The sequence below is a fragment of the Streptomyces sp. NPDC002776 genome, from assembly GCF_053592195.1.
The window spans coordinates 1-20,465 of the sequence record NZ_JBSFVG010000018.1 but is presented as its reverse complement, the minus strand read 5'-3'; the positions used below and the strand labels follow the sequence as shown (position 1 = coordinate 20,465).

Sequence of the window (20,465 nt, the reverse complement as noted above, 5' to 3'; positions counted from 1 at the left end):
GCCCTCCGCCCAAGCAGCGGAGCCCTCCGCCCAAGCAGCGCAGCCCTCCGCCCAAGCAGCGCAGCCCTCCACCCCCGCAGCGCAGCCCTCCACCCCCGCAGCGCAGCCCTCCACCCCCGCGGCCCAGCCCTACACCCCCGCGGCACAGCCCTCCACTCCCGCGGCGCAGCCGTCCGCCCCGCATGCCTCCCGTCAGGAGAGTCGATGACCGACACCACCCCGGCCGCCGCCGCACCACCCCTCGCCACCTTCGTCACCCACTCCCCCGCCACCGGCAAGCCGCTCGCCGAGCACCCGGTGCACGGGCCGGAAGAGGTGTCCCGGGCCGTGTCGCGGGCCCGGAGCGCCCAGGCCGGGTGGGCGGCGCTCCCCGCGTCCCGGCGGCGTGAGCAGTTGCTGCGCTGGAAGAAGGCCCTCGCCACCGACCTGGACACCGTGGCCCGCACCATCGCCGAGGAGACCGGCAAGCCGCCCGGTGACGCCGCGCTGGAGGTCGTCCTCACGCTGGAGCACCTGGGCTGGGCCGCACGCCACGCCGGGCGGGTACTGCGTCGGCGGAAGGTGAGTACCGGAGTGTTCGCCGCGCACCAGCGGGCCTCGCTGGTGTACCGGCCGCTGGGCGTGGTCGGCGTGATCGGCCCCTGGAACTACCCGCTGTACACCCCCATGGGCTCCATCGGTTACGCCCTGGCCGCGGGCAACGCCGTGGTCTTCAAGCCGTCCGAACTGACCCCGGGCACCGGGGTCCTGCTGGCCGAGCTCTTCGACGCCGCCGTGCCCGGGCATGCCGGGCTGCTCTCCACCGTCACCGGCGCCGCGCCCACCGGGGACGCCCTGGCCCGGTCCGGGGTCGACAAGCTGGCGTTCACCGGTTCGCCGGGGACGGCCCGCAAGGTGATGGCGGTGTGCGCGCGGACGCTGACGCCGTTCCTCGCCGAGTGCGGCGGGAAGGACGCGGTGATCGTCACCGCGGACGCGGACCTGGACGCGGCCGCCGACGCGATCGTGTGGGGCGCGCTGAGCAACGCGGGCCAGACCTGTGCGGGGGTGGAGCGGGTCTACGCGGTGCGGGAGATCCACGCGGCTCTGTGCGAGCGGGTGGTCGAGCGGGCCGGGGCGGTCCGCCCTGGTGCCGAGGCGGACGCTTCCTACGGCCCGATGACGCTCCCGGGCCAGGCCGCCGTCGTGGAGCGGCATGTGACCAGCGCGCTCTCGGCGGGGGGCCGGGCCCTGCTGGGCGGACCGGAGTCGGTGCGCGCTCCGTACGTCGCGCCGGTCGTGCTGACCGACGTACCGGAGGACGCGGCGGCGATGACGGAGGAGACCTTCGGGCCGGTCGTGGCGATCAACCCGGTGGCCGACGTGGACGAGGCGGTGGCCCGCGCCAACGCCTCGCGTTACGCCTTGGGCGCCGCGGTGTTCTGCCGCGACAGACGCGCCGGTGCCGCGATCGCCGCGCGCCTGCGCGCCGGGGCGGTGTCGGTGAACTCGGTGCTCGGCTTCGCCGCCGTACCGGCGCTGCCGTTCGGGGGTGCGCAGGACTCCGGCTTCGGGCGGATCCACGGCGAAGAGGGGCTGCGCGCCTTCACCTCCGTGCAGTCGACGACCGTGCAGCGGTTCACCCCGCCGATCGCGCTGACCACCTTCGCCGTCCCGGCCGCCACACGGGAGCGCGCGGTGCGGCTGGCACGGGCCCTGCACCGGCGCCGCTGAACGGCGGGCCCTCGCGGCCGGCCGCTCAGGCGTCCAGCAGCGGGGCCAGGTAGCGGCGGGCGAAAGCCCGGGCCTGGCCCTCGTCCTCCATCTCGATGCAGCTGGCGGGGTTGAGCAGGAAGGACACGGCCACCCGCACCATCAGCTCGGCGACCGGGCGCGGGTCCTCGTCGGGGCGGCCCTCGACCTGTTGCGCCCGGCGCAGATGGACCGTCAGGTACTCGACGGTGGCGGAGAGCGAGGAGCTGCCCTGCACGGTCAGATAGGGCAGCACCAGCTCGGGTTCGAGGCGCAGCAGGCCGCCGAAGAGGGGATGGGCGCGCGTGTGGCGCAGGGCGACCACGAAGCCCTCGACGACCCGTTCCCTCATGGTCGGCAGCGCGGCCACCGCGGCGTCGAGACGCTGGAAGAACCGGCTGAGCTCGCGCAGCAGGGTCTCCTCGACCAGCTTGTCCTTGGTCTGGAAGCGCCGGTACACGGTGACCCGGGAGACGCCGGCCCGCTTCGCGACGTCGTCCACGGAGGAGCGGCGCAGACCGAGAAGGGTGAACTGCTCCAGTGCTGCGTCGAGGATCCGCTGCGCCGTGCGGTCCTCCGGCTCTGGCTGGGCGAGGGCCCGCGCGAGCCACGAGTCGTTCGTGTCAGTTCTCATGGTGCTCCTCACGATACCGGCGAACGACTCCCTCAGCTCCTATGAAACAACTATCGTATCTCTGTAACATCGCTGCGTGCCCGATCTGACCGAGCCGCCGACCGGCGCCGGATCCCGGAGGACCTGATGGGCAGTCGACTCACCGAGGAACAAGCCGCCTTCGCCGCGGCCGTGCGCGATTTCGCCAAGCGCGAGTGCGGCACCCGGGAACAGCGCGACGCGCTGACCGGCGGCGGCCGCGAGGCCCACCACCCCGGGCTGTACGACAGGCTCGCCGACCTGGGCTGGCTCGGGGTGTGCCTGCCCGAGGAGTACGGGGGCTCCGGCGGCGGGGTGGCCGACGCCTGCCTCTTCCTGGAGGAGACCTCGTACGGGATGGTCCCGTGCGGGGGGTTCATCACCACCGTCATCACCGCGAAGGTGTACGAGCGGTTCGGCACCGAGCGGCAGCGGCAGGAGGTGCTGCCCGGCGCCGTACGCGGGGACGTCCTCGCCATCGCCATGTCGGAGCCAGGGGCCGGGTCGGACGTCGGCGCGCTGCGCTGCCGGGCCCGGCGGGAGAAGGACGGCACCTGGGTGATCGACGGTCAGAAGACCTGGATCTCCAACGCGCACTGCGCGCGGAGCATCCTGTTGGTGGCCCGTACCGGCGAGGACAAGCACGGCGGTCTCACCATGTTCCATCTGCCCGCCGACACCCCGGGCGTGGAGGTGCGGGGCATCGAGACCATGCGCGGCCGGGAGGTCAACGACGTCTTCCTCACCGGCGTGCGGCTGCCCGCGGACGCCGTCGTCGGCCAAGTGGACCACGGCTGGCGGCAGTTGATGGCCGGCCTGAACCACGAACGGCTCTTCCTCGCCGCGAACATGCTGGGCCTGGCACGCCGCGCCTTCGACGACGCCGTCTCCTACATCGGTGAACGCGAGCAGTTCGGCCGGCCCGTCGGCTCCTTCCAGGCGCTCCGGCACCGGGTCGCCGATCTCGCCACCGAGATCGAGTGCGTACGGCTGCTGGTGCGCGAGGTGGCCCTGGACTGCGACGCGCGGCCAGAGAGGCTGTTCCCGCGCGAGGCGTCCATGGCGAAGCTGAAGGCCACCGAGATCGCCAAGCGGACCGCCCTGGAGGGCATGCAGATGATGGGCGGCTATGGCTACACCACGGAGTTCGACATGGAGCGCCACCTGCGCGCCGCGGTCGTCTCCACGGTCTACGGCGGGACCAGCGAGATCCAGCGGGACGTCATCGGCAAGACCTACGGCCTGTGAGCCGTCCCGGCACGGCGGCCGCCCGCCCCCGGACGGGGTGGGCGGTCGCCGTGGGACGACGTCCCGGGGTCAGTCCTTGTAGAGCGCGGACAGTTCGTCGGCGTACTTGTCCCGGATGATCCGCCGCCGCATCTTCAGCGACGGCGTCAGCTCGCCGCTCGCCGGACCCCACTCCTCGGCCAGCAGCTCGTACCGCTTGACCTGCTCGGTGCGGTTGAGCCGGGTGTTGGCGGCGGCCACCGCACGGTCCACCTCGGCCCGCACGGCGGGGTGTCGCACCAGCCCGGCCAGGCCCCCCTCCGCCTCGACGCCGTGGGCCGCGGCCCAGGCGGGGGCGGCCTCCGCGTCGAGCACCAACAGGGCGACGAGGTAGGAGCGGTTGTCGCCGTGCACCATGGCCTGGCCGATCAGCGGGTGTTCCTTGAGAGCGTTCTCCACCAGAGCCGGTGAGACGTTCTTGCCGGTGGAGGTGATGATCATCTCCTTCTTCCGGTCGGTGAGCCAGAGGTAGCCGTCCGCATCGATGCGGCCGATGTCACCGGTGGCCAGCCAGCCGTCGGCGTCCAGGGCGGACCGCGCCGAGCCGTCCGGCTGGAGGTAGCCGGAGAAGACGGACGGGCCCCGCACCAGGATCTCGCCGTCCTCGGCGACGCGGATCTCCACGCTCTCCACCGGCCGTCCCACCGAGCCGAGCCGGAAGCCCGTCTTCGGGCTGTTGCTGGTGGCCACGCCGGTGGTCTCGGTCAGCCCCCAGGCGTCCATGATGACGATGCCGAACCCGGCCCAGAACCGCACCACTTCGGCCGACATCGGCGCCGACGCGCTGGCCGTCCAGGTCACCCGGTCCAGACCGCCCGCGGCCAGCATGGGCAGCAGGACGTCCTTGCGGGCGCGCAGGTAGCGCTCCTCCAGCTCGGCGGGCGGCTCCTCTCCGCGTTCGCGGTACCCGACGTGCTCCCGGGCGACCTCGAACGCCCGCTCTATGACGGCCAGTTGGTCGGCCGGCATCAGCGAGAGGACGGCCCGCACGGCGGCGGACAGTTTCTCCCAGATCCGCGGTACGCCGAAGAACTGCCTGGGACGCACCTTGCGCACCACCTCACCCACGCGCGTCGGGTCGGCGCAGAGGTAGACGTGCGAGGCGCGGTGGCAGGGCAGGTAGATGCCGAGCATCCGCTCGGCGATGTGGGCGAAGGGGAGATAGCAGATGTGCTCGGCGTGCGGGGGCAGCTCCACCACGGCGTCCAGCGCGAGGGCGTTGGCCATCACCACGCGGTGGGTGAGGACGACGCCCTTGGGCTCGCCGGTGGTGCCCGAGGTGTAGACGACGGTCAGGGGATCCTCGGGGCGGGCGGCGTCCAGTTCCGCGGCGAACCCCTGCGGCACCGGCTCGCGGAGCAGGTCCGCGTACGCGGTGTGACCGTTCTCGGCACCCGGCTCGGCCACCACCAGTCGCTCCAGCGGGGTTTCGCCGTCGGACAGCAGCGGCTCCCACACCGCCGCCTGGGCCGCTCCTTCCACGACGGCGAGGCGGGCACGGCAGTTGCGGGCGATGTGCTGGATCTGCTCGGGGGCGGCGGTGCCGTAGACGCTGACCGGGATCGCGCCGAGGCGGACCAACGCCAGGTCGGACAGCCAGTGTTCGGGCCGGTTGGACATCATCATCAGCACGTGGTCGCCGCGGCCCACCCCCAGGGCCCGGTAGCCGGCGGCGAGGCACCGGGTGTGCTCGTCGACCTCCGCCCAGCGATACGTCGTCCACTCGCCGTCCGAGTCCGGCGGCTGCCAGGAAAGGGCGGGGAGCTGGGGGTACTCCCGTGCGTTCCGGGCCAGCAACTGCGGCAGGGTCCGGTCGGCCGGGTCGTCCGGCAGGTCACCGGTGATGCGGGGGGCCGATGTCATCGGGGCCTCCTTGAGGTCGGAGAGGGAACTGCTGGGGAGACCGGGGCGGGGGGAAGCCCTTGCGGGCGGGCCCCGTAGGGCCGGGCGGGCGGATCAGGAGTCGGTGATCGTGTCGCCCCGCCCGGTCTCGCGCAGGAAGGGGCCGATGACGCGGGAAGTGAGGAAGCCGCGGGAGTCGTTGACCACGATGGGCGTCCTGCGGATCCGCCGCACGGTCACAGCCAGCTCCTCACGCGTTCGATCAGCCGGGCGGGATCGGGTCCGACGGGGGTGACGTTGAGCATGGTCACGCCCGCCGCGCGGAAGACCTCGACGCGGTCGCGGACGTAGCCCTCGGGGCCGGCCAGGCACAGCCGCTCCAGGAGTTCGGCCGGTACGGCGGCTTCCGCGTCCTTCTTGCGGCCCGCGAGGTAGTGCTCCTGGACAGCCGCCGCGGCGGCCTCGTAGCCGTAGGCGCAGACCAGGTCGAAGTAGAAGTTGCGGCCGGGCGCGCCCATGCCGCCGACGTAGAGGGCGACGGTGGGGCGCATCAGGTCGCGCGCGGCCTCGGCGTCGTCGCCGATGGCCAGCGGGCCGCCCGCCACGACCGACAGCGGGCCGAGCGCGGGGTCGCGCCTGGCGGTGCCCTCGGTCAGGGCGTTGCCCCAGACCTTGTCGGCGTGTTCGGGGACGTAGAGGAAGGGCAGCCAGCCGTCGGCGATCTCGGCGGTCATCCGGACGTTGGCCGGGCCCAGCGCCGCGACGTAGACGGGGATCGTGTCGCGGACCGGGTGGTTGAGCAGCTTCAGCGGTTTGCCGAGGGTGCCTCCCCGCTCGGGTGGCAGGGGCAGGTCGGTGATGCCGTGGTGCTCGATGACCTCGCGCCGCCAGATCCGCCGGGACAGCTCGATCACCTCGCGGGTGCGGCCCAGGGGGCGGTCGTACCGGCGGCCGTGCCAGCCCTCGACGACCTGGGGTCCGGAGGCGCCGACGCCGAGGAGGGCGCGGCCGCCGGTGAGGGCGTCGAGGCCGGCGGCGGTCTGGGCGATCAGCGCGGGGGTGCGGGAGTAGACGTTGAGGATGGCCGAGCCGATCCGCATCCGCTCGGTCTTCGCGGCGAGGTAGCCGAGGATCGTCGGGGAGTCGAAGCCGTAGGCCTCGGCGACCCAGACGGCATCCAGACCGGCGGACTCCAGGAGGGCTGCCCGGTCCGCGGCGGCCCGTGGTTCAGCGGCGTACGTCAGGGGTGTGGACAGTTCCATCAGCGGTGGTCCTTCAGGAGTTCGGGCACGTCCCGGTCGCGGGCCACGTCGGGGGTGTGCGCGCCGGGCACGGCCGGCGGGAGCCGGAGGGTGCCGGGGGTGGCGGAGAAGCGGGGGGCGGGGGCGGGCTGGGTGCTGCCGTAGGCCTCGGTGCAGGTGCCGCGGCCGGCCAGGCGCCGGTGGCCGGCCGCCTCGTGCAGCGAGAGCACGGGGGCGACGCAGGCGTCGGTGCCTTCGAGGGCCGCGGTCCACTCGGTCCGGGTGGCCATCTTGAACCGGGCGGTGAACTCGGCGCGCAGGGCGGGCCGGTTGTGCGGGTCGGCGCGGTCCGGGAGGTCCTCGGTGTCCAGGCCCAGCAGGGAGACGAAGACCGCGTGGAACTGTGGTTCCAGAGCGCCGACCGCCATCCAGCCGGCGTCGGCGGTCTCGTGGACGCCGTAGTAGGGGCAGCCGCCGTCGAGCAGGGTGCGGCCGCGGGCGTCCCGCCAGATGCCCTCGGCGAGCATGCCCCAGAACATGGTGGTGAGGTGTGCGGTGCCGTCCACGATCGCGGCGTCCACCACCTGGCCGCGGCCGGTGGCGCGGGCGGTGAGCAGCGCGGCGAGGACGCCGGTGGTCAGATGGAGGGAGCCGCCCGCGTAGTCGCCGAGCAGGTTCACCGGAGGGACGGGTTGGCCGTCCGGGGTGCCGATCATGGACAGGGCGCCGGCGGTGGCGATGCAGCCGATGTCGTGTCCGGCGAGGGAGGCGAGAGGTCCGCGCCTGCCCCAGCCGTACATCCGGCCGTAGACCAGCGCGAGGATGACGGCCAGGCACTCCTCGGGGCCGACCCCGAGCCGCTCGGCGACACCGGGGCGGTCGCCCTCCACGAGGATGTCGGCGCGCGCGGCCAACGCCTGTACCGCGCGGGGCCCTTCGGATGACTTGAGGTCGATCACCACGGAGCGCTTGTTGCGGTTGGTCACGTCGTGGGCGGGGTCCCCGCCGAGCGGCGAGGCGCCGGGGCGGTCCACCCGCACCACGTTCGCGCCCAGATCCGCCAGCACCATCGCGGCGAACGGACCGGGGCCGATGCCCGCCGGCTCGACCACGCGCACGCCGTCCAGCGGGCCCGTCACCTCGCGGCCGGGTCGGTCGGTGGAGTGCCGGCTCATGGGTTCCCTTCTCGGGGCGGGGCGGGCTCACCGCCCTCCAGCCGGAGACTTACTGAGCGTTCGCTAAAACGTAGAAGTGCCGTGCCGGTCGGTCAACTACCCGTGCCGGACTTGTTTTTGTGGGCATGGGCCGGGAAAGTTGCCTCGGAACGACCGCGGATGCCACCCCTGGCTGATCGATCGCTAAGCAGGTGGAAGGAGGGGCGTCGAACTCACGGTCGTACGATGTCGCCGGTCGCCGCCCGTCCCGAGGAGAGCCGTTGAACACCGCGCCGAGCCAGGACTCCACCCCACCGGCGGAGCACTGGCGCTCCTACGCGCCCCTGGACCTGCACCCGATCCTGATGCGCGCCATGGAGGCCTTCAACGAGCACGGCTACCACGGCACTTCGGTCCGCGACATCGCCGGACGGGTCGGCGTCACCGTGCCCGCGCTGTACTACCACTACGAGAACAAGCAGGCGCTGCTGGCCACGCTGCTGGAGACGTCCATCAAGGACGTCCTGGACCGCTGCCGGGCCGCGGCCGGGGAGGCCGGGGACGATCCGCTGGCGCGCTTTTGCGGCATGGTCGAGTCGATCGTGCTGTACATGGCCCACCGTCAGCAACTGGCCTTCCTGGACACGGAGATCCGCAGCCTGGAGCCCGAGAACCGGGCGCGCTACGTCGCCCTGCGCGACTATCTGGAGCACATGCTGCTGGACACGGTCGAGACCGGCCACGCCCAGGGCGTGTTCACCACGCCGATCCCGGCCGACGCGGTGCGTTCGGTGCTCGTGATGTGCCAGGGGGTCGCCAACTGGTTCCGGGCGGACGGCCCGCTCACGGCGGAGGAGGTCGCCGAGCGCCACGTGCTGCTGAGCCTCGGCACCGTCGGCCACCCCGGCGCGGTCACCGGTCACCCTCCGCTGCCGCATCCGCGGCGCTCCGCGCTCCGGGGTGCCGCCGCACACACCCCGGCCCCATCCTGACGTCCCCCTTCCAGGGTGACGCTCCGACGAGAGGACACCCCGCATGGACGCGATCGAGGCCCGCGCCCGGTTCCAGGAGCTAAGGGAGCGGAACGACCTGGTCGATCCCGCCGAACTGGACGACATCTGGGCGGCGTTGGCCACCGTCCGCCCCGAGGACATGCTCGGCGAGTGGCGGGGCGGTGAGTTCGACACCGGGCATCCCCTCAACGGCATGCTGGTGAAGGCCGGCTGGTACGGCAAGACGTTCACCACCGTGCACGACGTCAAGCCGCTGATCTGCCGGGACGCTTCGGGTCAGCTGTATTCCGACCAGGAGCTCGGCCAGGGCGAGGCGAGCCTGTGGACCGTGGAGTTCCGGGGCGAGACGACGGCCACCATGATCTATGACGGCCGGCCGGTCCTGGACCACTTCAAGTGGGTCGACGACACCACCTTGATGGGGGTCATGAACGGCAAGGGGATCCCCGCGGAGGGTCCCTTCTACTACTTCTTCCTCGAACGCGTCGCCGCCCCCGGCGCCCCGCACGGCGGCGCGGGCTCCGAAGAGGGCGTGTGAGACGCGTTCGGGCCGCGGTCACCGAGGCGCCCGGTGCGCCGTTCACCGTGCGGGAAGCAGAACTTGACGACCCGCGACCACGTGAGGTGCTGGTGGCGATGACCGCCGTCGGCATCTGCCACACCGACCTGAGGATGCGGGACACCTGGCCACGGCAGCTCACCCCCATGGTCTTCGGCCACGAGGGAGCCGGACGGATCGAGGCGGTGGGCGCGGAGGTGACCGGCCTCGCCCCCGGAGACCGGGTCTGCCTCACCTTCGCCAGCTGCGGCGCCTGCGAGCAGTGCGTGACGGGGCACCCGGCCTACTGCCACGCCGCGCGGGCGCTGAACTTCTCCGGTGGCCGCGCCGACGGCACCACTCCGCTCTCCCTCGACGCCAGACCGCTGCACGCCGGTTTCTTCGGCCAGTCCAGCTTCGCCACGCATGCCGTCGTGCACGAACGCGGTGTGGTCAAGGTGGACTCCGGCCTGCCCGCCGCGGTCGCCGCGCCGCTGGGGTGCAGCGTCCAGACGGGCGCGGGCACCGTGCTCAACCGCCTGCGCCCCGAACCGGGCTCCTCGCTGGTCGTCCTGGGCGCGGGCGGGGTCGGGCTGAGCGCGCTGATGGCCGCGGTGGTCGCGGGCTGCGACCCGGTGGTGGCCGTCGACCCGGTCGCCTCCCGCCGCGCCCTGGCCACCGCACTCGGTGCCACGGCGGCGCTGGCCCCCGGGGACGGTCTGGTGGGGGCGCTGCGTGACCTCACCGGCGGGGGCGCCCACCACGTCGTCGAGACCACCGGCCGTCCGGAGATGGCCCGCCGGGCCGTCGGGGCGCTGCGCCCGCGCGGCGACCTCGCCCTTCTCGGCATGGGCGGTGAGGTGACGTTCGACGTGATGGGCCTGCTCGCCAAGGGCATCCGCGTCCACGGTGTGATCGAGGGGGACTCCGACCCCGGCCGCTTCGTCCCCGAGCTGATCGCCCTGCACGGGCGGGGTCTGCTGCCGGTCGACAAGCTGGTCACCACGTTCCCGTTCGAGGACATCGGCGCGGCCGTGACCGGCATGCGGGACGGCACCGTCGTCAAGCCGGTCCTCACCTTCGGCTGAACCTTCTGCTGACCGGCCACTCCGGCACCGGGAACGGCGCTGCCGGACGGCGTGTCCCCCGCCGAACCGCCCACGGCCCGCTTCTGACGGCCTGTGATTGACTGATCCGCATGGCCCCCGCCTCCCCGTCCGCCCGTTCGGCCGCGACCGCCGATCCGGCCGCGGCCACGCGGCCTCGCAACCGCAGGCAGCTCATCGTCGACGCGGCCGGGCGGGTCTTCAGCGAGCGCGGCTACCACAAGGCGTCCATGGAAGAGGTCGCCGCCGGGGTGGGCATCACCGCGGCCGCTCTGTACCGGCACTTCCCGAACAAGTACGCGCTGTTCGCCGAGTGCGCCCACGTCATGGTCGACCGGCTGGTCACGGCGCTCGACGAGGTGCCCTCCGGGGCGGCCCTGAGGGATGTGCTCGCCGCGCTCACCCGGGTCACCGTGGCTCATCGCGCGTCGGGCGGCGTGTACCGATGGGAGGCCAGGTACCTCGACGGCGAGGACCGCCGGCGTCTCGGAGTGAAGTTCGCCCATCTCGTCGAGCGGGTCGACGCGGCGGTACGGCGCGAACACCCCCTGCCCGACGAGCGCCTGCGGGCCATGGCGGCCCTCGGCGCGATCGGGTCCATCACCATGCACCACATCTCCATCGCCCAACGCCGGGCCGAGGACCTGCTGCTGGCGTCCGCCCTCAGGGTGGCCGCGACCGATCCGGTGGCGGGCGGGCCGGGCGCGCACCCGGTGGAGCTGCCCGCCCGGCCGGTGGCGCGCACCCGACGGGCGGAGATCCTCGCGGCCGCCATCCCGCTGTTCGCCCGGGACGGCTTCGCGAACGTCACCAACGGACGGATCGCGGAGGTGGTGGGGCTGACCCCGTCCGCGCTCTACCGCCACTACCCCGGCAAGATCGACATCCTGGCGGCGGCATGCCTGCAGGCGGCGGGACTGCTGGCACAGGGGGTGGAGCGGAGTCTGCAGGGGGTGACCGACCCGCACGACGCCCTCGTGGCGCTGGCCGCGACGTACGTGGCCTACAGCTTCGAGTACACCGAGCTGAACAGCGTCGCCGAGGCCGAGCTCGCCGGCTTGCCGGACGACCTGCGGCGGCCGGTGGTCCTGGCGCAACGGGAGCACATCGCCGTCTGGGAGCAGCAGTTGCGGCTGGCCCGGCCGGAGCTGGACCCGCGCCAGGCCAGGGTGCTGGTGCACGCGGGATTCGGCGTGGTCGTCGAGGCGGGGCGCAGGCTGCGGTGGCAGGACAGCCCTGACCATCGTGAGGCCGTGACCGCGCTGGTCGTGGGCGCACTGGGTCTTTGAGGCAGCCCCCCTGCCCCGCCCCGGTCCGGCTGTCGCGGGGCGGGTACAGGTGGGGCGGACCGGCGGCTCAGGCCGCCCTGTTTCCGGTCGGGATGGTGATGGGGGTGGTGGCCCCGGAGGAGCCCTTGTTGAGGAACAGCATGGCCAGGGCGCGCACGAACTGGTCGAACAGGTAGAAGGTGCCGGGCATGACGGGCGACAGCCCTTCCCGGAACAGGATGAACGCCGGCCATCCGGTGCGGACCAGGGCCGCCGCCGCGTAGTCGCGCTTCAGTCCCAGCCAGTCGCCGACCTCGTCACTGAGGACATAGCGCACGAACTCGTTCAGGAACCCCCGGGTGACGCCGAGGTCGATCTGTGCGGTCAGGCCCAGGAGCTCCTCGGCCAGCTCGATGCCCTCGGTCGACGGGCTGAGGATCGGGGTGAGCACCCGCGCCGACTGCGCCTCGGCCTCCGCCCAGGTCCGCGGGATGTGCTCGTCCGGTACACCGAGCAGGTGGACGGCGACCTGCCACGAGTGCAGGAACGCCTCCCGGTCCGCGGCCGGGAACGGGATCTTCCAGTCGACCAGCTTGCGGTAGACGTAGGTGCCCAGGCTGTGGAAGGTGACCAGGATGTCGGCGGCGCTGATCGGGATGGTCTCGTCGGCCACCGCCCGCCAGTGCGGCGACTGCGGCAGCAGGTGACGCACCGCGGCGTGCACCACACGCGTCTTGTTCGCGGTGACCACGAACTGTCCCGTCGGCGTGAAGGCCCCCAGCTCGGACAGGTCGTAGCCGAACGTGAACGTCTTGGCCGCGCGGTCCTGCATGTCGGCACCGCCCGCGGACCAGTAGACGCTCTTGGCCTCGCGCGGGATGACGGTGCTCATGATGCCGCTGCCGAGCCCGTACAGCATGAAGAGGTAGGTGTCCCGGCGCCGGTTGAAGTCGGCGGCACGGGCGAGCTTGACGGGGTCGGCCCATGAGGGCAGCCGGTTGACCTGCCGCAGGTAGGCGGCGAATTCGGCCGGCAGGCCGCTGGGCAGCGGGTCGTTGTTGTTCACCCACGACGCCCACGCGGTGTTGATCGCCGGCACGTGTCCGTTCGTGAGCATCGAGGCCATCAGGGGGTCCGCCGCGTCGTCCCAGATCCACTCGGGACCGGTGCCCGCGGCGGCGCCGGTCGCCGAGCCGGTCGACGCCCACGCCTGCACGGGGTGCGCCACACCCACCAGACCGAGTGCCACCCCGAGCGACAGAGCCTTTCGCCTGCTGAGGTTTTCCATTGACTTACCTGCTTCCCTCAAGGGCCAGATGGTTCCAGGTACGCTCGCAGACTTGCCATTTGTGTGATCCAGGGCGTGCTGGGATCCCGACGCACACGTGTGATTTTCGATTAACATAGCGAGGTACGTTGCCGTCGGCAATGGTGGTGGCCGAAGGCGCGTCCCTACGATGGCCGCATGATCGACGACGTGAGCGGACGTGCCTATCGCACGCAGCGGTGGGCCGCCAGAGCAGCACTGGCTGCGGCCGGACTCGCTGTGGCCGTGCCGCTCTGGTACGGCCGCCTCGGGGGCCTGCTGCTGCTCCTGGGCGGCGCGGTCGGGCTGGTCGTCACCGCGGCCGCCGTGTGGTGGACGGTGAGTCTGCGGGGGCCGGTGCGATGGGTGGCCGCGCTGGTGGCCCTGGCCGTTCCCGCGTTCGTCATCACCCTGTTCGCCGCCACCGTCTTCTGGGCGCTGCCCCTGTCGATACTGCTCTGGGGCGTCGCCGTCTGGTGCGGCCGGTACGCGCTGCGCGGCGCCGGCGACTACCGGGTCAAGGAGCGCCGGTGCCCGCCGCCGAAGCGGCCGTTCCTGATCATGAACCCGCGCTCCGGCGGCGGGAAGGTCGTCCGGTACGGCCTGCGGGAGCGGGCCGAACGGCTCGGCGCCCGGGTCGTCGTCCTCGATCCCGAGCGGCCGCAGGACGTGACCGCGCTGGCCCGGGCCGCCGTCGCCGAGGGTGCCGATCTGCTCGGGGCCGCGGGCGGCGACGGCACCCAGGCACTGGTCGCGGCCGTGGCCGCCGAGCACGGCATCCCGTTCCTGGTGCTCAGCGCCGGTACCCGCAACCATTTCGCGCTGGACCTGGGCCTGGACCGCGACGACCCGGCCGCCGGTCTGGACGCGCTGACCGACGGCGTCGAGCTCCGGGTGGACCTCGGCTTCGCCGGTGACCGGCCGTTCGTGAACAACGCCTCCTTCGGCGCCTACGCGGCGATCGTGCAGAGCCCCTCGTACCGCGACGACAAGCTCGGCACCAGTCTGGAGCTGCTGCCCGGCCTGCTCACCGGCCGGGAGGGGACCCGGCTCACCGTCCTCGCGGGGGAGGTCGCCCTCAAGGACCCGCAGGCCGTGCTGGTGAGCAACAACCCCTACCGGACCGGCGATCCCTTCGGGTTCGGACGCCGCGACCGGCTCGACACGGGAGTGCTCGGCCTGCTCGCCATACGGGTGGAGAGCGCGGCGGAGGCCGCCGCGCTGGTCCTCGACCCGGCCCCGGCCGCGCTCACCGTCCACACCGCCCTCGAGGTCGTCGTGGAGTCCGACGGGCCCGAGGTGGAGGTGGGCCTCGACGGCGAGGCGCTGGTGCTGCCCTCACCGGTCCGCTGCCGCGTCGCGGCCGGCGCGCTCGCGGTCCGGGTGCCGCGCAAACGGCCGGGGCTCGCCGGGCACCAACCCCGGCTCGACTGGCGGCGGTTGCGCAAACTGGCCGCGACGGTCGGCCGTACGGCCGCGCCCGGCCGCCGTCCCTGACCGGTCCGGTCAGTCCGTCGCCGTGGGCCGCCGCGAGAGGCGGGTGGCCTCGGCGAGGTCGGCCAGGGGGCGCAGCCGGTAGGTGTAGGCGTAGTCGCGGTTCGCGAACAGCTTGTACTCGTCGTGCGTGTGCGCGCCCCAGCTGTTGTCGCCGCCCACCCCCATCTGGCGGTGGCTCACCCGGAGCACGACCTCCTCCCTCGGGGTCAGCTGGTAGTCGTGACGTGCGCCGACCGACAGGTCCTCCGGGGTGAAGTGCGAGGCGTTGACCTCCAGCAGGGGTTCACCGCAGACGAGCAGCCCGGTGCCGTCGGGGCCGGTGAGGGCGATCCAGCGGACGTCGGTCCGGTTGCCGTTCTCCTGGGGGCGGATGTAGGGCTCCCACTGGCCGGAGACGGTGCCGGACCAGAGGCCGACGTCGGTTCCGTTGTTGCGGTCCCAGTGGTTCTCCTCGGGGCCGCGGCCGAAGTAGTCCAGCTGCTCCAGCCGGCCGGGCAGGAAGAGCAGGTTGCCGACCTCCGGGATGTACGGCAGCGAGGCCGCGCCGGGGCGCAGGGTGGTGTCGACCTTGATCTCGGCGTTGCCGAAGACGGTGTAGGTGGTGGTGTACGCCGACTCCGTGGTCGTGGGCAGGGTGCCGCTGACCTTGATCTCGACGGCCCTGTCCCGCAGCCCGCGCACGGTGACGTCCGTGACCTTGCGGCCGGTGCCGGCGTCCCGCCAGGTCTGGTTGCGGGTGTGCTGGCCGTTGCCACGGTCGTTGTCGGTGGGCGCCCGCCAGAAGTTCGGGACGGGGCCGGAGGTGATGAGTTCGGCGCCCGCGGCCCGGTACGAGGTGAGGACGCCGCTCTTCTTGTCGACGGTGACCGAGAAGCCGTCGCCGGTGACGGTCACCTCGCCGGCACCGTCCTGGTAGGCCAGTGCCGTGACGCTGTCCAGCGGCACCGGCGTCACGGCCGGGCTGCCCGCGTCGACCGGAAGCTGCTGCCTGGCGACCTCGAAGCCGGCCTTGGCCCACTTCGTCGTCTCCTTCGTGGTGAACGACAGCTCCAGGAAGTACTCGGCGCCCGGTGCCGGTTCGCCCACCGTGAACGGCACGGTGATGTCCTTGGCGGACAGCGGCGCCACGTCCAGCTGGGCGCGGGTCAGCTTCCCGCGCCCGAGCACCTTCCCGTCGGCGAGGAGTTCCCAGGTGCCGTCGAGTTCCCGCAGGTTCGTGAACAGGTACTCGTTGGTGAGGGTGACCGCGGCGCCAGGAGTGAGCCGGTCGCCGGAGGCGGGGGCCGCGTTGACCGCCTGGTAGATCCGCTTGACCTCGGCGGCCTTGCCGGTGTGTCCGCGGTCGGCGGTGACGACGCCGTCGGCGACGAAGTTGAAGTCGTTGGGGTTGTCGCCCCAGTCGCCGCCGTACGCGAAGAAGGTCTTCTCCTTCGGCCGCTTCTCGGTGAAACCGGCCGTCGCCGCGTCGAACCAGAACCGCACCCCCTCGTCACCGGGACCGCGGCGGTCCGGGGCGCCGAGTTCGCCCGCGCTCAGGGCGCGGGCGTGGACGCGGGCCCGCCGGATGGTGCCGCTGAACTCGCGGTGGGGGTTGTCCACGTCGGTGGCGAGCGCCAGGGGGGCGGTGTTCCGGGCGGGCCGCTGGGTGGTGGTGCGGGTGGCCCTGACCTGTCCGTCGACGTAGAGGGTGAGGCTGCCCGCCTCCGCGTCGAAGACGCCCGCGACATGGTGCTCGGTGCCGGTCCAGCCGTCGGGCAGCGCCCAGGTCACGGTGATCCACTGGCCGCCGCCGTGGATGAAGAACTCCAGGTTCTTGTTGTTCTGCTTCAGCGCGTACTGGGTGTCGCCCTTGGCGATGATCGGCTGGTGGTAGCCGAGGACGCGCGGGGTGATCCACGCCTCCAGCGTCAGCGAGCCGGTGAGGTCGAGGCTCGCGTCGCGGGCGAAGACGGTGCCGCCGGAGAGGCCCTTGGCGCGATCGAAGGTGCCGCTGGGCGCGAGGATCTCGCCGCGCAGGCCGCCCGGCCCCGTCTCGGTCAGCTGCTTGCGGGTCGGGGTGGGCCAGTTCAGCGACTGGTCGGCGAAGTCCCAGATCCAGCCGCCCTGGAGGACGGGGTAGCGGCGGATCAGGTCCCAGTACTTCTTGAAGTTGCCGTTGGAGTTACCCATCGCGTGGGAGTACTCGATCATGACGTACGGCCGGGTGTCGCCGGTGTTCTTCGCCCGGGACTCGACGGTGGCGGGGGTGTCGTACATCTCCGAGCGGATGTCGCTGATCGTCGGGCGGTCGTCGCCCTCGTACTGGACGACGCGGGTGGGGTCGTAGGACTTGATCCAGTCGCGCATGGCGACGAACGTGCTGCCGCCGCCCGCCTCGTTGCCGAGCGACCAGATGACGACGGAGGCGTGGTTCTTGTCGCGGTGGACCATGTTCTTCGCGCGGTCGACGCACGCCACGGTCCAGTCGGCGTGGTCGCGGGGGTACCGGCTGCTGATGCCGTGGGTCTCCAGGTTGGTCTCGTCGACCAGGTAGAGGCCGTATTCGTCCGCGAGTTCGTACCACACGGGGTTGTTGGGGTAGTGCGAGGTGCGGACGGAGTTCATGTTCAGCCGCTTGATGAGCGTGATGTCCTCGATCAGGTCCGCCCGGTTCAGGGCGATGCCGCGGTCGGGGTGCATCTCGTGCCGGTTGGTGCCGCGCAGGGAGACGGGCTTGCCGTTGATCCGCATCAGGCCGTCCTTCAGCGCGAACTCGCGCAGGCCGACACGGTGCGACAGGGTCTCGATCACCCGGCCGGACGGGTCCCGCAGGCTGAGGACGGCGGTGTAGAGGTACGGGTGCTCGGCGGACCAGAGCTGCGGCGCGGGGACGGCCTTGTCGGCCCGTACGGTCACGTCCTCGCCGACGGCGTCGACGTCGGCGCCTTGGTGCAGGGGGCGGGTCCAGACGGCGTGTCCGGCGGCGTCGTACAGCTGGGTCTCGACCGTGTAGCGTCCGGCGCCCCCGGCCGCGTAGGCACGCACGCTCGCGGTGACCGAGAGGGCGGCTGCCCGGTAGCCGTCGCTGAGCGGGGTGTCCAGCTTGAAGTCGCGCAGGTGCACGACGGGGGTCGAGTACAGGTAGACCGAGCGGAAGATGCCGCTCAGCCGGATCATGTCCTGGTCCTCCAGCCAGTCGCCGTCGGAGTAGCGGTAGACCTCCACCGCGATCCGGTTGGTCCCGGGCTTGAGGTACTCGGTGATGTCGTACTCGGCGGGGGTGAAGGAGTCCTCCTTGTAGCCCGCCAACTCGCCGTTGATCCATACGTAGTGGGCGGATTTCACGCCCTCGAAGTGCAGGAAGGTCCGCCGCCCCGACCAGTCCTCGGGGACGGTGAAGGTACGTCGGTACTGGCCGACGGGGTTGTAGCGGGTGGGGGCGTTCGGCGGCTGGGGGTCCTCGCCGAGGCCGTTGGGACCCCAGTACGGGTAGGTGATGTTGACGTAGATCGGGAAGTCGTAGCCGTGCAGCTGCCAGACGGAGGGGACCGGGATGGTGTCCCAGTCCTGGTCGTCGAGGTCGGTGCGGTGGAAGTCGGGGTCGCGGTCGTCGGGGCGGTCGGCGTAGGCGAACTTCCAGGTGCCGTCGAGGCTCAGGCGGTACGGCGAGCGGGTGCGGTCGGCCGCCAGGGCCTGCTGGACGTCCGCGTACGGCATCAGCGTGGTGTGCGGCGGCTCGGCGCCGACCTGGAAGAGGCCGATGTTGCCGTTCCACTCCGGTGCACCGGCCGCGGCCCCGGCCTCGTCGGCCGCGTGCGCCCCCGCCGATGACGTGCCGGACAGGGCGAACGCACCAAGCACGGCCGCCCCGCCCTCCAGGAGTCGGCGGCGGCTGACGGCCACGCCCCGGGGGCGGGGCGGGCGGCCTGCGAAGGGCTCGGAGGGATGCGGCATGACCAGGGCCTTCCTCGGGACGACAGTGCGGCGCTGCACAGCTTGAGGGAGCGTCAGGTCCTGTTGGATCCTGTGGGCAAACCGAACGCACCTTAGGCTTCGCGCCCAAGTGAAGCAAGGATGTTGTCGTTCTTTGTGTGTTCCTGAGCGGCGAGTTGGCCGACGTCGGCTGTTTGCTCGAACTGCGTCCGGTACAGCTCGGCGTAACGTCCTTCCGCCGCCAGCAACTCGTCGTGCGTGCCCTGTTCCACGATCCGGCCGTCCTCGACCACCAGGATCCGGTCGGCCGCCCGCACGGTCGACAGCCGGTGCGCGATGACAATCGCGGTCCTGCCCTGAAGTGCCTCGGTGAGGGCCTCCTGGACGGCGGCCTCGGAGGTGTTGTCGAGGTGGGCGGTGGCCTCGTCGAGGATGACGACACGCTGCCGGGCCAGCAGCAGCCGGGCGATGGTCATGCGCTGGCGCTCGCCGCCGGAGAGCCGGTAGCCGCGCTCGCCGACCACCGTGTCCAAGCCGTCGGGCAGGGCGCGGACGAGGCCGTCGAGGCGGGAGCGGCGCAGGGCGTCCCACAGTTCCTCGTCGGTCGCGGCGGGGCGGGCCAGCAGCAGATTGGCGCGAACCGTGTCGTGGAAGAGATGGCCGTCCTGGGTGACCATGCCGAGGGTCTCGCGCAGCGAACGGGCGCTCACCTCACGGACGTCCACGCCGCCGAGGCGTACGGCGCCGCCGTCGACGTCGTACAGCCGCGGCAGCAGGCTCGCGATCGTCGACTTGCCGGCGCCGGAGGAGCCGACGAGCGCGATCGTCTGTCCCGGCTCGGCCCGGAAGGAGATGCCGCGCAGCACCTCGGCGCCGCCGCGGGCATCGAGCGCGGCGACCTCCTCCAGGGAGGCGAGGGAGACCTTGTCGGCGGACGGGTAGCCGAAGCGGACGTCGCTGAACTCCACGGAGACCGGGCCCTCGGGGATCTCGCGGGCGTCGGGGCTGTCCTGGATGAGGGGTTCGAGGTCGAGCACCTCGAAGACGCGCTCGAAGCTGACGAGGGCGCTCATCACCTCGACGCGCGCTCCGGCGAGGGCGGTCAGCGGCGCGTACAGCCGGGTCAGCAGCAGGGCCAGCGAGACGACGGCGCCTGCTTCGAGGCTGCCGCGCAGGGCGAAGAAGCCGCCGAGGCCGTAGACCAGGGCGAGGGCGAGGGCGGAGACCAGGGTGAGGGCCGTGATGAACGCCGACTGGGCGGTGGCGGTGCGGATCCCGATGTCGGCGACGCGGCGGGCGCGGGCGGCGAACTCCTCGGACTCCTGCTCGGGGCGGCCGAAGAGCTTGACGAGGGTGGCGCCGGGGGCCGAGAAGCGCTCGGTCATCCGGGTGCCCATCGCCGCGTTGAGGGTGGCCGCCTCGCGCTGCATCCGGGCCATCCGGCGGCCCATGCGGCGGGCCGGGATCACGAACACCGGGAGCAGCACCAGCGCGAGCAGGGTGATCTGCCAGGACAGGGTGAGCATCACGACGAGGGTGAGCAGCAGCGTGACGAGGTTGCTCACCACGCCGGACAGGGTGTTGCTGAAGGCGCGCTGGGCGCCGATGACGTCATTGTTGAGACGGGAGACGAGGGCTCCCGTACGGGTGCGGGTGAAGAACGCGACCGGCATCCGCTGCACATGGTCGAAGACGGCCGTGCGCAGATCGAGGATGAGTCCCTCCCCGAGCGTCGCCGACAGGCGCCGGGAGACGATCCCGAGCGCCGCCTCCAGGACCGCGATCAGGGCGATCAGCAGGGCGAGGCGTACGACCGCGCCCTCGTCGCTTCCTAATGCTGTTGTCAAGCTGCCGTAGTCGCTGGGGGTGTCACTTCGTAACACCGTCGGTCACGGATCAGAGCCCACAGGACGTTGAC

15 protein-coding genes are annotated in these 20,465 nt (G+C 72.3%); 7 read left to right on the top strand and 8 right to left on the bottom strand.

Annotation, left to right across the window (positions count from 1 at the left end; translation table 11 throughout):
* Window positions 1-204: 204 nt before the first annotated feature.
* A complete protein-coding gene (locus ACWD11_RS29125; protein WP_451286539.1) occupies window positions 205-1,713 on the top strand; it encodes an aldehyde dehydrogenase family protein in 1,509 nt (502 codons plus the stop codon).
* A gap of 25 nt (window positions 1,714-1,738) precedes the next feature.
* On the opposite strand, the gene ACWD11_RS29120 is transcribed toward ACWD11_RS29125, so the two are convergent.
* Window positions 1,739-2,365, bottom strand: coding sequence for a TetR/AcrR family transcriptional regulator (locus ACWD11_RS29120; protein ID WP_451286537.1), 627 nt, complete (start codon window positions 2,363-2,365; stop codon window positions 1,739-1,741).
* A gap of 126 nt (window positions 2,366-2,491) precedes the next feature.
* On the opposite strand from ACWD11_RS29120, the gene ACWD11_RS29115 reads away from it, so the two are divergent.
* The gene (locus ACWD11_RS29115; protein ID WP_451286535.1) at window positions 2,492-3,631 is read left to right on the top strand and encodes an acyl-CoA dehydrogenase family protein; all 1,140 of its coding nucleotides are present in this window, start codon (window positions 2,492-2,494) and stop codon (window positions 3,629-3,631) included.
* 69 nt (window positions 3,632-3,700) lie between these two features.
* Here ACWD11_RS29115 and ACWD11_RS29110 read toward each other — a convergent pair whose 3' ends face one another.
* From ACWD11_RS29110 to ACWD11_RS29095, 4 genes are all read right to left on the bottom strand, one after another.
* Window positions 3,701-5,533, bottom strand: a complete 1,833-nt coding sequence (locus ACWD11_RS29110) for an AMP-dependent synthetase/ligase (RefSeq protein WP_451286533.1) — start codon at window positions 5,531-5,533, stop codon at window positions 3,701-3,703.
* Window positions 5,534-5,626: 93 nt separating this feature from the next.
* On the bottom strand, window positions 5,627-5,752 hold the full coding sequence (locus tag ACWD11_RS29105; protein WP_389419227.1) for a hypothetical protein: 126 nt from the start codon (window positions 5,750-5,752) through the stop codon (window positions 5,627-5,629).
* Window positions 5,749-6,774 (bottom strand): LLM class F420-dependent oxidoreductase, encoded by a 1,026-nt coding sequence (locus tag ACWD11_RS29100; protein ID WP_451286531.1) that lies wholly within the window; start codon window positions 6,772-6,774, stop codon window positions 5,749-5,751. The genes ACWD11_RS29105 and ACWD11_RS29100 overlap by 4 nt, the downstream gene beginning before the upstream one ends.
* Window positions 6,774-7,928, bottom strand: coding sequence for a CaiB/BaiF CoA transferase family protein (locus tag ACWD11_RS29095; protein WP_451286529.1), 1,155 nt, complete (start codon window positions 7,926-7,928; stop codon window positions 6,774-6,776). The genes ACWD11_RS29100 and ACWD11_RS29095 overlap by 1 nt, the downstream gene beginning before the upstream one ends.
* Window positions 7,929-8,188: 260 nt before the next feature.
* On the opposite strand from ACWD11_RS29095, the gene ACWD11_RS29090 reads away from it, so the two are divergent.
* The 4 genes from ACWD11_RS29090 (at window position 8,189) to ACWD11_RS29075 (ending at window position 11,853) form a co-directional block, all read left to right on the top strand.
* Window positions 8,189-8,899 carry a TetR/AcrR family transcriptional regulator gene (locus tag ACWD11_RS29090; RefSeq protein WP_451286527.1) on the top strand — a complete coding sequence of 237 codons (711 nt, stop codon included), beginning with the start codon at window positions 8,189-8,191 and terminating at the stop codon, window positions 8,897-8,899.
* A gap of 43 nt (window positions 8,900-8,942) precedes the next feature.
* Window positions 8,943-9,458, top strand: a complete 516-nt coding sequence (locus ACWD11_RS29085; protein WP_451286525.1) for a DUF4334 domain-containing protein — start codon at window positions 8,943-8,945, stop codon at window positions 9,456-9,458.
* Window positions 9,455-10,546 carry an NAD(P)-dependent alcohol dehydrogenase gene (locus ACWD11_RS29080; RefSeq protein WP_451286523.1) on the top strand — a complete coding sequence of 364 codons (1,092 nt, stop codon included), beginning with the start codon at window positions 9,455-9,457 and terminating at the stop codon, window positions 10,544-10,546. Before ACWD11_RS29085 ends, ACWD11_RS29080 begins: the two co-directional genes overlap by 4 nt.
* 110 nt (window positions 10,547-10,656) lie before the next feature.
* Window positions 10,657-11,853 carry a TetR/AcrR family transcriptional regulator gene (locus tag ACWD11_RS29075; RefSeq protein ID WP_389418996.1) on the top strand — a complete coding sequence of 399 codons (1,197 nt, stop codon included), beginning with the start codon at window positions 10,657-10,659 and terminating at the stop codon, window positions 11,851-11,853.
* 67 nt (window positions 11,854-11,920) lie between these two features.
* Here ACWD11_RS29075 and ACWD11_RS29070 read toward each other — a convergent pair whose 3' ends face one another.
* On the bottom strand, window positions 11,921-13,120 hold the full coding sequence (locus tag ACWD11_RS29070; RefSeq protein WP_451286521.1) for an oxygenase MpaB family protein: 1,200 nt from the start codon (window positions 13,118-13,120) through the stop codon (window positions 11,921-11,923).
* A 177-nt stretch (window positions 13,121-13,297) separates the two neighbouring features.
* Here ACWD11_RS29070 and ACWD11_RS29065 point away from each other — a divergent pair, with 177 nt between their 5' ends.
* The gene (locus ACWD11_RS29065) at window positions 13,298-14,635 is read left to right on the top strand and encodes a diacylglycerol/lipid kinase family protein (protein WP_389418998.1); all 1,338 of its coding nucleotides are present in this window, start codon (window positions 13,298-13,300) and stop codon (window positions 14,633-14,635) included.
* A gap of 9 nt (window positions 14,636-14,644) precedes the next feature.
* Here the strand turns inward: ACWD11_RS29065 and ACWD11_RS29060 are convergent, their stop codons facing one another.
* Window positions 14,645-18,568, bottom strand: a complete 3,924-nt coding sequence (locus ACWD11_RS29060; protein WP_451286519.1) for a glycoside hydrolase family 2 TIM barrel-domain containing protein — start codon at window positions 18,566-18,568, stop codon at window positions 14,645-14,647.
* A gap of 92 nt (window positions 18,569-18,660) precedes the next feature.
* Window positions 18,661-20,394, bottom strand: coding sequence for an ABC transporter ATP-binding protein (locus ACWD11_RS29055; protein WP_451286517.1), 1,734 nt, complete (start codon window positions 20,392-20,394; stop codon window positions 18,661-18,663).
* Between the last annotated feature and the right edge of the window lie 71 nt (window positions 20,395-20,465).